This is a genomic window from Povalibacter sp. (genome assembly GCF_036735925.1).
Lineage (GTDB): Bacteria > Pseudomonadota > Gammaproteobacteria > Steroidobacterales > Steroidobacteraceae > Steroidobacter.
The window spans coordinates 1-14,324 of sequence record NZ_DAINNK010000049.1 but is presented as its reverse complement, the minus strand read 5'-3'; the positions used below and the strand labels follow the sequence as shown (position 1 = coordinate 14,324).

The window sequence follows — 14,324 nt, the reverse complement described above, 5'->3', positions numbered from 1 at the left end:
TCTGTGTGAAATCTCCTGCTGATTCTCAGAGTCTCACCGGATCGAGAATCGACTGATACACCACGTTGAGGAACCGCTCGCGGAAGTCGGTCTGGTTCGGCATGAGCTGGATCATGAGCACGATCGTCAGGTGCGCCTGCGGATCGACTCGATACAGCGAGCCGTAGGCGCCGCCCCAGCCGAAGTTGCCGGGCGCCGCGAGATCCGCGGCGCCGAAAGTTTCGACCGTGTCGAAGGCCAGGCCGAAGCCCTGGCCCGGCGTGCGATACAGGGCGCCGATCTGATTCGTGCGCATCAACGCCACGCTGCGCGGCGAGAGGAGGCGCGTGCCGTCGAGTGCGCCGTCGTTGCGGATCATTTCCAGGAAGCGGCCGTAGTCGTTGGCCGTGGAGACGAGTCCGGCGCCGCCCGCGAAGCTGCGTCGCGGACCGTCGACATAGTGGCCCTGGCCCTTCGATCCTTCAGGGGCGCGCACGATGAATCCGTCGGCGCCCGATCCATAGAGCGTGGCGAGTCGTCCGGCCTGCTCGCGCGGCACGAAGAAGAACGTGTCCTTCATGCCCAGCGGATCGGTGATGCGCGTGCGGATGAATCGATCGAGCGGCATGCCGGCAGCACGTTCGACGACGCAGCCGAGTACATCCGTGTTGTAGCCGTAGACCCAGGCTTCGCCGGGCTGCGAGACGAAGGGCAGGGTGCCGAGGCGGGCCATGGTGTCGCAGATGGGTTCGTCCTTGTCGGCGGTGTACCAGCCGTTGCCTGCGGCGGGGCCGAGTCCTTTCGCTTCGTACTGTGCGGCGATCGTGGGCTCGCGACCGTAGGAAATGCCCGCGGTGTGGGTCATGAGGTCGCGGATCGTGATCGGGCGTTTGGCCGGGACGATGCTGACCTTGCCCTGCTCGTCCTGCACGGCGACGGTGGTCTGGGTGAATTCGGGAATGTAGCGACCGACCGGATCGGCGAGCGCCAGCCGGCCTTCTTCCATCAGGATCAGCGCGGCGGTGCTGGTGATCGCCTTCGACTGCGAGGCGATGCGGAACAGCGTGTCGTTCGCCATCGGCTGACGCGATTCCCGGTCGCGCCAGCCCGCGGCGCGGTCGTAGACGGGCTGGCCGTCCTGCAGGATCCGTACGACGGCGCCGGCGATCCGGTTCTCGTCGACGTACTGCTGCAGCAGGCCATCGAGTCGGCGCAGGCGTTCCTGCGAAATTCCGGAGGCAGCCGTCGTTGCGGATCGCGTCGACTCGGCGCGCGGCGCCGCTGCAGAACAGGCCGAGAGAAACAGGATCAGGCCGGCGAAGGCGGCGAAACGAAGCGGACGCATCGGGATCCCCCAGAGTTGGATATGCGCGAAGGCCCGCATGATACAGGCCGCGATGGGCCCTGCCAATGCCGCCGATATTCCGATTTATACAATCCGCCGGGTGCCGTATCGTCCAGGCTGCGCTTTTCCAGCGTGAAGCTGCGGCGAGACAGAACAATGAAAAAGCTCCTGTGGGGATTGCTCATCGTGGTCGTGCTGGCCGCCGTTGCCGCCTACCACTATCGGGACGTGATCGTCCTGATGCGTGAATTCAGCGCGCTGCAGCCGCAGCATGCTTTCGATCAGGAAGCGCCGGCGGATGCACCGGACTATTCGCTACCGGCGAACTGGGCCGCATTGCCGGATCGCGCCGATGACGCCGACGTGGTTCCCGATGCGAGCATCGAAGATCGTCAGGCCACCGCGGCGGTCGACGTGTTCTTCGTGCATCCGACGACCTACTACAGCCCGGCGCACTGGAATCAGCCCCTGGGCGACGTCGCCGCGGACCGGTTCACCGATCTGTTCGTGCTGCGCAATCAGGCGTCGGCCTTCAACGGCTGCTGCCGCGTCTATGCGCCGCGCTATCGGCAGGCCACCGTCTACTCGTTCGTCGATCGCGGCAGCGACGGCCAGGCGGCACTGGCGCTCGCTTACGACGATGTGGAGCGCGCGTTCGACTACTTCATCGAGCACTACAACCAGCAGCGCCCGTTCATCGTCGCCGGACACAGCCAGGGTGCGACGCATCTGCGGCGCCTGCTGGAGCGTCGCATCACCGGCACGGAACTCGTGCAGCGACTGGTCGCGGCGTATCCGGTCGGATTCACGATCGATGCGGAGGAATACCGCAAGGCCGTGCCCGACATTCCCGTCTGCGCGAGCCCGACGCAGACGGCGTGCGTTGCAACCTGGAACAGCGTCGGACCCGACGTCCGTCCATTCGAGGACACGAGCGGCGATCTGTGCGTGAATCCGCTGTCGTGGAGCACGGATGGAGAGCGGGCGGATTTCGCGCTGAACCTCGGCGGCGTGACGTTCAATCGCCGCTTCGGTACCCGTGTCGAGTCGCTGCAGGAAGGGCCGGCATTCCAGCCGCGGATCGAAGCCGGCGTCGCCGATGCACAGTGCCGCGACGGGCTGCTGTGGGTGAGCGGGATCCGCTCGGAGAATTTCGCGTCACGCCCGATGGGGCGCGGCAACTACCACATCTACGATTTCAGCCTGTTCTATATGAATGTGCGTCAGAACGCCGCAGCGCGCGCTGCGCAGTTCGTTGCGGACCGGGCGGCATCGCAATGACAGGGAAGCCCGGCCTTTCTTCCTGTGGGTCAGGCTTCAGCCTGACTCCGAAAAGAGGCCGGCTAAAGCCGGCCCCACAGGCAGAGTCCGTGTCACACGACACCCCAAGCCCTCCCAACAAGGCATCCGACAAATGACTGCCGATCTCGCTGGCCGCAAACCGCTGGCCTTCATTTTCGTGACGCGACTGATCGATGCCATCGGCTTCGGCATCGTCATGCCGGTGCTGCCGCAGCTGCTGCTGAGCATGGGCGCGCCGGACATCGCTGCGGCGACGCGCATCGGCGGCTATCTGCTCGTGACGTATGCAGTGCTGCAGTTTTTCTGCGGGCCGATCGTCGGCAATCTCAGCGACCGCTTCGGCCGCCGGCCCGTCATTCTGGTTTCGCTGTTCGCCTACGGCGTCGACTACGCGCTGATGGGGTTCGCACCGTCGATCTTCTGGCTGTTCATCGGCCGCATGATCGCGGGCATCGCCGGCGCGGTGTACGTGCCCGCGAGCGCCTTCGTCGCCGACGTCACGCCGCCCGAAAAACGCGCGCACGCTTTCGGTCTCGTGAGTTCGGCCTTCGGGCTCGGTTTCATCCTCGGGCCCGGCATCGGCGGACTGCTCGGCGAACTGGGGCCGCGTGCACCGTTCTTCGCGGCCGCGGCACTCGCCGGCGCCAATTTCCTGTTCGGCGTATTCGTGCTGCCGGAATCGCTGCCGCGCGAACGGCGCCGCGCGTTCGACTGGCGTCGCGCCAATCCGCTCGGTGTCGCCGCGCTGTTGAAACATCATCCGGCCGTGCTGGTGTACGCGCTGGCGATGACGGCCTATTTCCTGGGCAACAACGTCTATCCGAGCACCTGGGCTTTCTTCATGACGGCGAAGTTCGACTGGTCGCCCGGCATGATCGGCCTGTCGCTGATGGCCACGGGCGTGACGATGGCGGTCGTGCAGGCGACGCTGACCGGACGCATGACGGCCCTGCTCGGCGGCGAACGCGCTGCGCTGCTCGGATTGTCGCTCGCCGCCGCGTCCGCTCTGGGTTATGCGCTGGTGCCCGCGGCGTGGATGGTGTTCGTCGTCATTCTCTTCGGCGCGCTGCAGGCGATCACGTATCCCTCGCTGAACGCGCTCATGTCGCGACAGATTCCCGCGGACGCGCAGGGCGAACTGCAGGGCGGCCTGGCCTCGCTCACGAGCATCGCGAACGTCGCCGGGCCGTTGCTCATGACCCAGACGCTCGGGTACTTCACGTCCGTGAACGCGCCGGCGCATTTCCCGGGTGCGGCGTTCGTGCTGGCGGCGGCGATCAATACGGTGGGGGCGGTGTTGATCTTTTCGCAGATGCGCAGAGGGAGGGAGGAGCTTTAGCCGGCCTCTGACTGTAGGTCAGGCTTTAGCCTGACATCTTCCAGAGGCCGGCTAAAGCCGGCCCCACAGGAAGAAAAAATCAGCCGCGAATCAGAACTGCTGCGTGAAGCCGATGAAGCCCTGCCGGCCGAGCGTGTCGTACGTCGGGTAGGCGTTCGGGCCGCCGGTGCCGGAGATGTTGGTCGAGATCAGCGGCGGATCCTTGTCGAGGATGTTGTTGATGCCGACGCGCAGCGTCGAACCCGTGCCGAAGCGCCACAGCGCCGAGAGGTCGAAGTAGCTGACCGACGGCATGTGGGCATTGAACTCATCGAAGCCGCCATCGGGGTTGAGGTCCGGATCGGACTGGTTGGCGTCGAGGCTGGTGCCTTCGATGAAGCGCCAGTTGAGCGACACGTCCAGATCCCATGGCGTCTGCCAGCTCACGCGCAGGTTGTGACGCCACCGGGGCGTGATGGTCTGGCAGATCGTGCCGAACAGGCCGACGCAGTCGTAGCTCTGATCGTTTTCCGGCAGCGGCGTGTTCACCGCTTCCATGATGTACGCGCCGTTCAGCGCGAAGGCGAGTCCGCCGAACGAATCGCCGATCGGCAGCGTGTAGCTGATCTGCGTGTCGATGCCCTTCAGCGTGGCTTCGCCGATGTTCACGCCCGTCTGCAGGATGTAACCGCCCGTGGCGACGCTGGCGCCGGTGAGGGCGCCCGCTGGCGTGCGGACGATCTGGCTGCAGAACGTGGGATCGCCGGTGTTGAGGCATTGTTCGAACAGGAAGGTGCCGGAGATCGCGCCGACGGCATCGGTGAGTTCGATGCTGTAGTAGTCGACGCTCGCGACCAGGCCGAGACTCGACGGTGCCCACGTGAGACCCACCGAGTAGGTGTCGGCCTGTTCGGGCTCGAGATCGGGATTGCCGCCCGTCACCTGGCCGCACTGGTTCGACACGCACTGCGGGATCGTGTTGGTCGTGCCGCCGTTGCCGTACTGCGCCGCCGTCACGCCGGTACGAATGCAGTCTTCCAGCGAGCGGGTGGCGGGCGAGCCGTCGAGCTGGCGTGCGCACGGATCGACGCCGAGGAAGCTCTGCTGGCCATAGTTCTGCGGATTGAACAGCTCGATGATGTTCGGCGCGCGGATGGCGTGCTGATACGAACCGCGGAATCGCAGGTCGCGGATCGGCGCGTACTGCAGCTCCAGCTTGTAGGTGTCGGTCGTGCCCGCGGTCGAATAATCGGAGTAGCGGTAGCCGCCGTCGAAGATCAGGTCGTAGATGCCCGGGCGATCCTGGATCAGCGGCACGCGGATTTCCGTGAACGCTTCCCGCACGTCGTAGCCGTCGTCGATTGAGACCGAGGCGCCGGAGAAGCCGGCGAGATTGCCCGAGAGTTCCGCGGCATCCGGCTTGAAGTACAGATCCTCGGAACGGTACTCGACGCCCACGTTGACGCCGACGCCGGTATTCGCCGTCGGCAGCTGGATGCCGTAGGCGCCGAGATCGCCGGTGACGTCCGCATGCGCGATCTTCTGCGTCACCGTGCCATAGGCCGTGCCGTCGGTGTACAGATAGGCGAGCTGGTCGGGCGTCACGCCGCCGTCGCGGAAGATGTTGAACGGCACGCAGCCCGCATTGCCGCTGATGCACTCCGGTGCGTCGGCGGTGCCGGTCACCTGCAGCGCGTCGGCGATCGAAGCGAAGTTGAGGTAGTTGGTGTTCGAGTTGTAAAGCGAGGTGTAGTAGTACTGGCCGTAGGCATCGTAGTGCCACGCGTCGCCCAGGTCGCCGCGCGTGCCGAGAACGACGCGATAGTTGTCGTGCTCGAAGTCGGCGATGCGACCGCCGCCTTCGATGTTGCGGCGGCCGATGTTGACGTCCGCGTTCGCCGAGCCGGGATTCGCCGTATCCGCGGCAATCTGCGCCGGCGTGCACAGGATCGAACGCTGCTGTGCGCTCAGCAGCGGGTTGCTGCAGTTGATCGAATAGAAGCCGGAAGGGTGGTAGGGATTGGAGCCTTCGAACAGGCCCGAGGGCGCGATTTCGACGCGCGTGCGGTCGTTCATGAAGTTGAACTCCACGTACGGCTCGAAATAGTCGTTCAGGGACACGTGCGCCATGAAGCCGCCCATGTAGCGCTCGTTGTCGCGATACATGTTGACGTACGGATTCGAGTTGAACTCCGCCGGCGGCGTGGTGTTCTGTCCGACGGCCCAGGGCACGAACTGATCGCCGACGACGGCGTATTGCGTGCCGGCGAGCGTGAAGCGGTTCGAGTTCGCCGAGCCGGCGCAGCGCGGCGTACCGGCCGAAGTCAGGCTGAGCTGGCAGCCGGCGAAGTCGATGTCCGCACCGGTGATCGGCTCGGCCGTGCGATACGACAGGTAGCCCGTCACGTTGCCGCGGCCATCGGCGATGTTGGAGCCGGCAGCGATCGAGACGGTGAAGGTCTCGCCATCCGTCGTACTGCCTTCCCTGAGCCGGATGCCGGCCTGGTCCGCCAGGTTCTGCATGAAGCCGTTGTCGTTGTCGCGCTGGTAGATGCCGTACTGCGCATCCAGCGACAGGCCTTCGAAGTCCTTCTTCATGATGAAGTTGACGACGCCGGCGATGGCATCGGAGCCATACACCGCGGAGGCGCCGCCGGTCACCACGTCGACGCGTTCGACCAGCGCCATCGGAATCTGGTCGAGATTGGCCGAGGGATTCGGATTGCCGGTGTTGGCGTCGGCGCTGCCGAGCCGCTTGCCATCGACCAGCACCAGCGTGCGCTGCGGGCCGATGCCGCGCAGGTTCACGGTGGTCATGCCGCCGGGCGTGCTGAGGGAATTCGAGGTGTTGGAAAAGTCCACCTGCGAGTTCTGGATCACCTGCGGCAGCTGGTTCAGCACCTCGCTGACATCGGTCTTGCCGAGCTGCTGCATTTCCTTCGAGGTCACGACCTGCACCGGACTCGTGCTGGTGAGGTTCGGCGCGGCGATGCGCGAACCGGTCACGACCACTTCCTGAATGTTCTCTGTCTGCGCGAATGCCGGGGGTGCGGCTGCGCCGGCCAGCATCGCGCAGATGCCGGCGCGCCGCAGTAGATTGCTTATCGACATGTCGTTTCTCCTGCGTTTTGGTTGTGTGCGCAGGAGCCCGGGACGATTCGCGCTCCTGCACGTCAGGCGAACAGGGCGCGCTGCATGCGCCATGCGGCCGACTGGCGTGGCGCGGAACGTACAGCGGCTATCGCGCGGCGATGGCGCAAGGGTTGCTCATTCAACAGGAGGAGAAAATTTCCGCGACGGCTGCGACAGGAGACGTTCCCGATGAATCGCAGATTGCGAAATGTCGTGCGTGTGCCACGCTGAATCGTGTTCGCCGCAACGGCGGTGGCTTGTATACCTTCGTTGCGACGAATTGGCGCAACACGAATGGACAAACCGAGGCGGCGATGGGGTGGGAGGGCCAAGGTGGGGGCCTGCGCGGCCCCGTTCCGGGAGCGAATCGCCGCACCTATATACTGTCGGCCCCGACGACCGACGGCGACCCTCACCGCATGAAGATCTATTCCTGGAACGTCAATGGCATTCGCGCCGTCCTCAAGAAGGGCACTTTTCAGACCTTCCTGCAGGCGCATCAGCCCGACATCCTGTGTCTGCAGGAGACCAAGGCCGAGCGCGGCCAGATCGAGATCGATCTGCCGGGCTACCACGAGTACTGGAATTCGGCGGTCAAGAAGGGCTACTCCGGCACGGCGATCTTCGCGAAGCAGGAGCCGCTGTCGGTGGTCAACGGCTTTCCGAAGGAATTCGCGAAGCGTTTCAGGTTCGCGGACGAACTGCAGCGCGACAGTGCCGAAGAAGGTCGCGTCATCACCGCGGAGTTCGACAGGTTCTTCGTCGTGACCGTGTACACGCCGAACGCGAAGGACGATCTCAGTCGCCTGCCGCTGCGTCACAAACACTGGGATCCGGCCTTCCTTGCGTACTGCCAGCAGCTCGAAAAGAAAAAGCCGGTGGTCTTCTGCGGCGACCTCAATGTCGCGCACACCGAACTCGATCTCGCCAATCCCAAACCGAATCGCGGCAAGAAAGGCTTTACGCTCGAGGAGCGCGAAGGCTTCCAGAATTTCGTCGATGCCGGCTTCGTCGATACGTTCCGGCTGTTCACGCAGGGCAACGGTCACTACACCTGGTGGAGCGTCTTCTCCGGCGCGCGCGCCCGCAACGTGGGATGGAGAATCGACTACGTGCTGGTGTCGGCGGCGCTGCGCAAGTCGGTGAAGGCCGCGGAGATCCATGCCGACGTGATGGGCAGCGATCATTGCCCGGTGAGCATCACGCTGGGCAGGCTCTGAGCACGCGTTCTACGGCCGATGCGGAATGACATCGGTCTGTGAACTGGATCTCGTTCCGCAGTCGGCGGTGTTGAGCGTATTGCGCACCGCGGCGGAGCCGGTGCCGGGGCGCGTGCCGATACTGGCGGCATGTCCACCGGTACCACCAGATCCGCGTCCGAACTCCTGACGACGCAGCAGTTCGAGCTCGCGCGCTTCGACGACTATTCCCGGCAGGGACAGTTGCTGGCGATCGCCGTGCACGGCCTGTTTGCCGTCTTCGGCCTGCTGATCGGTGCGCCGCAGCTCACGTTGCTGCAACTCGTGAGCATCGCGGTTTACGCGGTGAGTTTCGCCATCGCCAGGCGGCGCATGCTCTGGCTGCAGACCAGCCTGGTCTATCTCGATCTGCTGGTGCATTCGACCCTGGCGGGATGGATCGTCGGTGTGGAGGCGGGCTTCCAGTACTACTCCTGGATCCTGCTGCCGCTGGTGTTTACCAACGTGCATCGCACCCTGCGGTCGAAAGTGATCACGGCGGCGCTGCTGTCGGTCGTGTTCGTCGTCATCGACCTGTGGCTGCGGCATGCGCAGCCGCTGGTCGCGATCGAGCCGGCCGCACTGGCCGCGCTGCGCTACTTCAATATCGGCTGCTATCTGCTGGCGCTCGGCATGGCCTCCTACGCGCATGGCAAGACGGCGCGCGAACTGCAGGAGCGGCTGCGTTCGGCGGCTGGCACCGATTCGCTGACCGCTCTCATGAACCGTCGTCGCATGTCGGAACGACTGGTCGAGGAGGTGGCGCGCGCACGGCGCAAGGGCGATGCGCTCTCGCTCATGCTGCTGGACATCGATCGGTTCAAGACCATCAACGACGAGCACGGCCATGCGCAGGGCGATCGCGTCATCGCGCATGTCGCGGACGTCCTGCGCACGGGCGTGCGTCAGGTGGACATGGTTTCGCGCTGGGGCGGCGAAGAATTCCTGATCCTGCTGCCCGATACCGACGTCCAGGCCGCCGCCGAACTCGCCGAGCGCATCCGGCGTCAGGTCACGCTGAAGGTTCATCGCGTGGAAGGCGTGGAGTCGCGGGTCACCATCACCGCGGGCATCGCGACGCTGCGACCGCGGGAATCGATCGAGGCCACGATTCACCGCGCCGACGTGGCGTTGTACGAAGGCAAGCGCGCGGGACGTGATCGCGTCGTCGTTAGTGAAGGTGATCTGGATGTAGAACTGCGGGTAGCGGCACAGGGATAGCCGTTGGGTCCGCTTCTGTAGGTCAGGCTTCAGCCTGACTTCCGAAAAGAGGCCGGCTTCAGCCCAATGGCACTGCATTAAGGGCCAGATGATCGAGATGAGGTCGAATCGAGCGTCCCTTCCTCCGCGCAGCGGGGAGGAGGCGCGCGAAGCGAGCCGGAGATCCCCCAGCGAGGGGAGAAGGACAGGATGGGGGCGTCGAACCAAGCCGCGCAGTTTGCGTTGATGCCCCACCCTAACCCTCCCCCGCTACGCGGAGGAGGGGATCAGACCAGAGGCGATCAACGCAGAAAAATCCTCAATGCAGTGCCATTGGGCTAAAGCCGGCCCCACAGCAAGAAAGTCATCTCAACCTGTCGATCAGCGCCATCGCCGCCGCCGGGGCGCGTTCCTTCGCGCCGTTGATGAAATAGATGAACACATCGCGCGGCTTGCCCTTCGCCGCGCTGGAAATTTTTTCGACGCGCGGCAGATCATCCGGTTCGTCGCCGCGCGCCCAGAGGCAGGCGCGCTGTGCCCAGCGATCGATCTCGGCAGGTGGATAGCCCGTGACTTCGGTGGTCACGCTGCGTCGCAATCGGGCGTAGATGAAGTCACCCGTCGCATCCGCGAAGCCCGGATAGGTTTCATCGTCCTCGAGCACGACGCTCACGTTGCGGGCACGCGCAATCGAGAGGAATTCCTCGCAGGCGAAACTTGCATGTCGCACTTCGAGCGCGTGACGCAGCTGCAATGACCCGACGTCAGGCGGCAGCAGTTCGAGAAACGCGCGCAGATCGTCTGCATCGAAGACATGTTTCGGTTCGAGCTGCCAGAGAATCGGCCCCAGCTTGCGGCCGAGTTCGGTCACGCCGCTGTCGAGAAAGCGCTGCACGTGCGGTCCGGCGTCGGCCAGCGCCTTGCGCTGCGCGATGAAGCGCGGCGCCTTCACCGAGAACATGAATTCATCGGGCGTTGCATCGCGCCATCGGGCGAACACTTCCGCTTTCTGCAGTCGATAGAAGGTGCTGTTGATCTCGATCGCAGTGACCTTGCGGCTCGCGTAGTCGAGTTCGTCTTTCTTGCCGATTTGCGGCGGATAGAACGTCTCGCGCCACGGTTCGTAATTCCAGCCGCCGATGCCGACACGGATGCGTCCGGTGTTGCTCATGCTCGCGGATTTCCTCTGCAGTACTTTTTCCGACGCATCGAGTCGTCGCCGCGCCGCGTATGTAAAAGCCGGGGTTACGTGTGCAGCGATCGCGGCACAGAGTAACTGCTCTGCTGCATCGGCGCAGACAGATCCGCGCATCCGCGGCACCGCAGCGTCGCGGATGCCCTGACCGGAGGGAGCATCATGTCGTTACGGAATGGCTGGCGGGCAGGAGCCATCGCCGCCGCGTCGTGTCTCGTCGTGTCCGTTCATGCTGGCGCACAACAGACGGAATCGGATTCCCTGTTCGGCGTCGAAGAAATCATCGTCACCGGCACGGCCGTGTCGGAGCGAACCAAGTTCGATTCGAGCGTCGCCATTTCCACCTTCGACGCCGATGCCATCGCGCAGCAGGCGCCCGCGAGTTCGGCCGATCTCATTTCATCGGTGCCCGGATTCTGGGTCGAGTCCACCTCGGGCACCACGCAGGGCAACGTGTTCGCACGCGGCATCATCCAGGACGGCGGCTATCGCTATGTCGCGCTGATGGAAGACGGCATTCCGATCTATCCGGTGTTCGAGCTGTCCTTCTACAACCCCGATCAGTTCGTGCGTGTCGATGAAACCATCGACCGGGTCGAAGCCCTGCGCGGCGGCACGGCGCCGATCTTCACGCCCGGCGCCATCGGCGGCACGATCAATTTCGTCACGCGCTCGCCCGGCGAAGTGGCGGAGGGTCTCGTCAAGGTCGGCATCAGCGACTATGGAATGTATCGCGGCGATTTTTCATACGCGACGCCGCTGGGCAACGACTGGGGTGTGGCGCTCGGCGGCTACTACCGCAGCTCCGACGGCATTCGCGATCCCGGCTACACCGCGGATGAGGGCGGCCAGATCCGCGCCAAGCTGCTGCGGCGTTTCGAGACCGGCGAACTGGAGTTCTTCGCCAAGTACATCAACGATCGTTCGCTGTTTGCGGTGCCGATTCCATTGCAGGGCAATCCGTCCGATCCCGATGCCATCAACGGCCAGGATGCCGGAACCTATTCGCTGCACAGCGCCGATCTGGCGCGTGCCGGCCTGCCGGTCTCCGCAGAGGAAGTCGGCCTGCGCGGGTCGAGCCTCGAAAACGGCATTCATCCGGATCTCGCCACCGGCGGCTTCCGCTTCAAGTGGCAGATGAATGACACCGTGACCTTCACCAATCTGGCGCGCTACACCGACGGCAGCGTGCGCTTCGACGGCATTTTTCCCGGCGATGCGCCCGTCAGCGGCGTGGAGTTCGCGGCCGATGCGGGCGTCGCGCCGAACTACAGCTATCTCGACGGCAGCGGCAGCTACGATGCCGCGCAGTTCGTGCAGAACCACGGCCACTGGGTCGTGAACAAGGAATACGAGGCGTTCCAGGACGACATCCGTGTCACGTTCGAACTCGGCGCGAACAACCTGACGCTCGGGGCCTACTACGCCGACTACTCGATGGCCGATCGCTGGAGTCTCGGCAACCTGATGCTGATGGACGTGCGCAGCCGGCCGCGACGATTGTCATTGCCTGGCGTGACCGATCCCGAGGGCTTCACGCAATACTCGACCTTCAATCTGTTTGCCGACTACGACGCGACGGAATGGTCGCTGTACCTGTCGGACGAATGGCAGGCCACCGACAGGCTGCGCATCGACGTCGGCGTGCGTTACGACAGCGAGGACATCGATACCTCGATCAGCAACGCGACGACGGTCGATCTCGATGGCAACCCGACAACGACCTACGACATCGCCTCGCAGGCCGGCACCGGCCGCACCCGCGACAGTCACGACTTCGATGCAACCGGCTGGTCGATCGGCTTCAACTACGAGTTCACGGACGATCAGGCGATCTTCGGCCACTACACGGAGGCCGCGAAGCTCCCGCACTTCGACGACGTGCGCAACGGCGTGCTGGAAGAAGACAACGTGGAGAACGTCGAGCTCGGCTACAAGGTGTCGCTGCGCTCGCTGGCCATGTTCGCGACGCTGTTCCAGACCGAGTTCGACAACGTGCCGTTCCAGGACATCCTGGCGAATGGCCAGACCGTCGTGCGTCGCGCCAAGACCAAGACGCGCGGCATCGAACTGGAGGGCGAATGGATGCCGGTGGAGTCGCTGGACATCCGCTTCAACGTCACCTGGCAGCAGCCGGAGTACGAGGATTTTTCGGGTTCCGTCATCGACAACACCGGCAATACGATCCGCCGCATTCCGGAAGTCATGGGTCGGCTCACGCCGACCTGGCATTTCATGGACGATCGCGGGCGCGCGTACCTGACCTGGACGTATGTGGGCAAGCGCTATGCGAACGACGAGAACACCATCGTGCTGCCGTCCTACAACAAGCTGGATGCCGGCGTGATGTTCGACATCACCGAGCAGTTCAGCGTGCAGGTGGCCGGCGACAATCTCACCGACGAGGTCGGTCTCACCGAAGGCAACCCGCGTACGGACGTGGGTGCGGGCGGCATCGGTGTCGTCTACATGGCGCGACCGCTGTTCGGCCGCTCGTTCATGGGGTCGGCGACGTTCAAGTTCTGAGCCGTCGCATGGAATGCTCGCGAATGTGGCCGCGGGGCAACGCGAACGCGCTGCGCGATCGACAGGCAAGGTGTCCATTGCACGTCGGACGGACACTCGATGGTCAGCGGAGCGGACAGCGATTTGCCGCGTCGGAAAAACAAAAGTGTCCGAATGTGTCCGTTACGTTTCAGGTGGTTGCAAGTCTTTCGGCAGTGTGCGATATCGCCGGCGGTGAGGACTGTGTCGAAGCGGGAGCGGCATATGCGTAAGGTAGCGGCACTGGTGTTGATGCTCGGACTGGCAGGCTGGACTCTGGCGGATCGTGAAATCGTGGCGACGGTGGCGAATCGTCTCGATCTGGGTGCCACGCAGTGCAGCCAGATGACGCGCGCCGAGCCGCTCTGTCCTCTCTGCTGAAGCGAGCGTTGTTCGTCATTCCAGCCCCGGCCACGGAGGGGGCTTTCTCCTGACTGTTGCCGGAGCTGTCGTGAAACTCTATTTCAATCCCAGAAGCCGCGCCGTCATCACCCGGTGGATGCTCGACGAGTGCGGCGCCGAATACGAACTCGTTCTCATCGATCTCGAAAAGAAGCAGCAGAAGTCGCCGGAGTTTCTCGCCGTCAATCCGGCCGGCAAGTTGCCGGCGCTCGTCGATGGGACGACGAAGGTGTTCGAGAACGCGGCCATCGGTCTCTATCTCGGCGACAGGTTTCCGCAGGCGAAGCTCGCCCCCGCGATCGGCTCGCCGGATCGCGGACGTTATCTGTCGCTGATGGTGTATTCGACCTCGCAGCTCGAACCGGCGATGGGCGATGCACTGTTGAAGATGGAAACGCCGTCGTCGCGCGGCTGGACGAATTTCGACACCGCGAAGGACGTACTGGAACGCGAACTCGGCGAGGGGCCGTATCTGTTCGGCGAGCAGTTCACGATGGCCGACATCATGAACGGTTCGATGTTCCTGTGGGCGCGGCTGTGGGGAACGCGAACCGAACGGCCGGCGCTGGAGGCGTGGCTGGATCGCCTGGCGGCGCGGCCGCAGGCGATGAAGTTCTGAAGTCGTCTGCTGCCTCTTCTCCTCCTGTGGGGCCGGCTTCAGCCGGCCTT

Annotated in this window: 10 protein-coding genes; 7 read left to right on the top strand and 3 right to left on the bottom strand. The window is 64.3% G+C overall.

Going from position 1 to position 14,324, the window contains the following annotated elements; translation table 11 throughout:
* Positions 1–25 precede the first annotated feature (25 nt).
* On the bottom strand, positions 26–1,324 hold the full coding sequence (locus tag V7D81_RS15120) for a serine hydrolase domain-containing protein (RefSeq protein ID WP_324317704.1): 1,299 nt from the start codon (positions 1,322–1,324) through the stop codon (positions 26–28).
* 156 nt (positions 1,325–1,480) lie between these two features.
* On the opposite strand from V7D81_RS15120, the gene V7D81_RS15115 reads away from it, so the two are divergent.
* Both V7D81_RS15115 and V7D81_RS15110 read left to right on the top strand, forming a co-directional pair.
* On the top strand, positions 1,481–2,605 hold the full coding sequence (locus V7D81_RS15115) for a DUF3089 domain-containing protein (protein ID WP_324317702.1): 1,125 nt from the start codon (positions 1,481–1,483) through the stop codon (positions 2,603–2,605).
* A 133-nt stretch (positions 2,606–2,738) separates the two neighbouring features.
* Positions 2,739–3,965 carry a TCR/Tet family MFS transporter gene (locus V7D81_RS15110; RefSeq protein ID WP_324317700.1) on the top strand — a complete coding sequence of 409 codons (1,227 nt, stop codon included), beginning with the start codon at positions 2,739–2,741 and terminating at the stop codon, positions 3,963–3,965.
* A 90-nt stretch (positions 3,966–4,055) separates the two neighbouring features.
* Here V7D81_RS15110 and V7D81_RS15105 read toward each other — a convergent pair whose 3' ends face one another.
* Complete coding sequence (locus tag V7D81_RS15105) at positions 4,056–7,055, bottom strand: TonB-dependent receptor domain-containing protein (protein ID WP_324317698.1); 3,000 nt, start codon at positions 7,053–7,055, stop codon at positions 4,056–4,058.
* A 440-nt stretch (positions 7,056–7,495) separates the two neighbouring features.
* Here V7D81_RS15105 and V7D81_RS15100 point away from each other — a divergent pair, with 440 nt between their 5' ends.
* The gene (locus tag V7D81_RS15100; protein WP_324317696.1) at positions 7,496–8,296 is read left to right on the top strand and encodes an exodeoxyribonuclease III; all 801 of its coding nucleotides are present in this window, start codon (positions 7,496–7,498) and stop codon (positions 8,294–8,296) included.
* Between the two features lie 129 nt (positions 8,297–8,425).
* Positions 8,426–9,535 (top strand): diguanylate cyclase domain-containing protein, encoded by a 1,110-nt coding sequence (locus V7D81_RS15095; RefSeq protein ID WP_324317694.1) that lies wholly within the window; start codon positions 8,426–8,428, stop codon positions 9,533–9,535.
* Between the two features lie 343 nt (positions 9,536–9,878).
* On the opposite strand, the gene V7D81_RS15090 is transcribed toward V7D81_RS15095, so the two are convergent.
* Positions 9,879–10,685 carry a DUF72 domain-containing protein gene (locus V7D81_RS15090; protein WP_324317692.1) on the bottom strand — a complete coding sequence of 269 codons (807 nt, stop codon included), beginning with the start codon at positions 10,683–10,685 and terminating at the stop codon, positions 9,879–9,881.
* Between the two features lie 186 nt (positions 10,686–10,871).
* Between V7D81_RS15090 and V7D81_RS15085 the strand changes: the two genes are divergently transcribed.
* From V7D81_RS15085 to V7D81_RS15075, 3 genes are all read left to right on the top strand, one after another.
* On the top strand, positions 10,872–13,235 hold the full coding sequence (locus V7D81_RS15085) for a TonB-dependent receptor (protein WP_324317689.1): 2,364 nt from the start codon (positions 10,872–10,874) through the stop codon (positions 13,233–13,235).
* Positions 13,236–13,478: 243 nt separating this feature from the next.
* A complete protein-coding gene (locus V7D81_RS15080) occupies positions 13,479–13,634 on the top strand; it encodes a hypothetical protein (RefSeq protein WP_324317687.1) in 156 nt (51 codons plus the stop codon).
* Between the two features lie 70 nt (positions 13,635–13,704).
* Entirely contained in the window at positions 13,705–14,274 is a 570-nt protein-coding gene (locus V7D81_RS15075) for a glutathione S-transferase family protein (protein WP_324317685.1), read from the top strand.
* Positions 14,275–14,324 lie beyond the last annotated feature (50 nt).

Coding starts and splice junctions, on each gene's coding strand:
- V7D81_RS15120 (WP_324317704.1), bottom strand. CDS start 1,324: ATGCGTCCGCTTCGTTTCGCCGCCTTCGCCGGCCTGATCCTGTTTCTC.
- V7D81_RS15115 (WP_324317702.1), top strand. CDS start 1,481: ATGAAAAAGCTCCTGTGGGGATTGCTCATCGTGGTCGTGCTGGCCGCC.
- V7D81_RS15110 (WP_324317700.1), top strand. CDS start 2,739: ATGACTGCCGATCTCGCTGGCCGCAAACCGCTGGCCTTCATTTTCGTG.
- V7D81_RS15105 (WP_324317698.1), bottom strand. CDS start 7,055: ATGTCGATAAGCAATCTACTGCGGCGCGCCGGCATCTGCGCGATGCTG.
- V7D81_RS15100 (WP_324317696.1), top strand. CDS start 7,496: ATGAAGATCTATTCCTGGAACGTCAATGGCATTCGCGCCGTCCTCAAG.
- V7D81_RS15095 (WP_324317694.1), top strand. CDS start 8,426: ATGTCCACCGGTACCACCAGATCCGCGTCCGAACTCCTGACGACGCAG.
- V7D81_RS15090 (WP_324317692.1), bottom strand. CDS start 10,685: ATGAGCAACACCGGACGCATCCGTGTCGGCATCGGCGGCTGGAATTAC.
- V7D81_RS15085 (WP_324317689.1), top strand. CDS start 10,872: ATGTCGTTACGGAATGGCTGGCGGGCAGGAGCCATCGCCGCCGCGTCG.
- V7D81_RS15080 (WP_324317687.1), top strand. CDS start 13,479: ATGCGTAAGGTAGCGGCACTGGTGTTGATGCTCGGACTGGCAGGCTGG.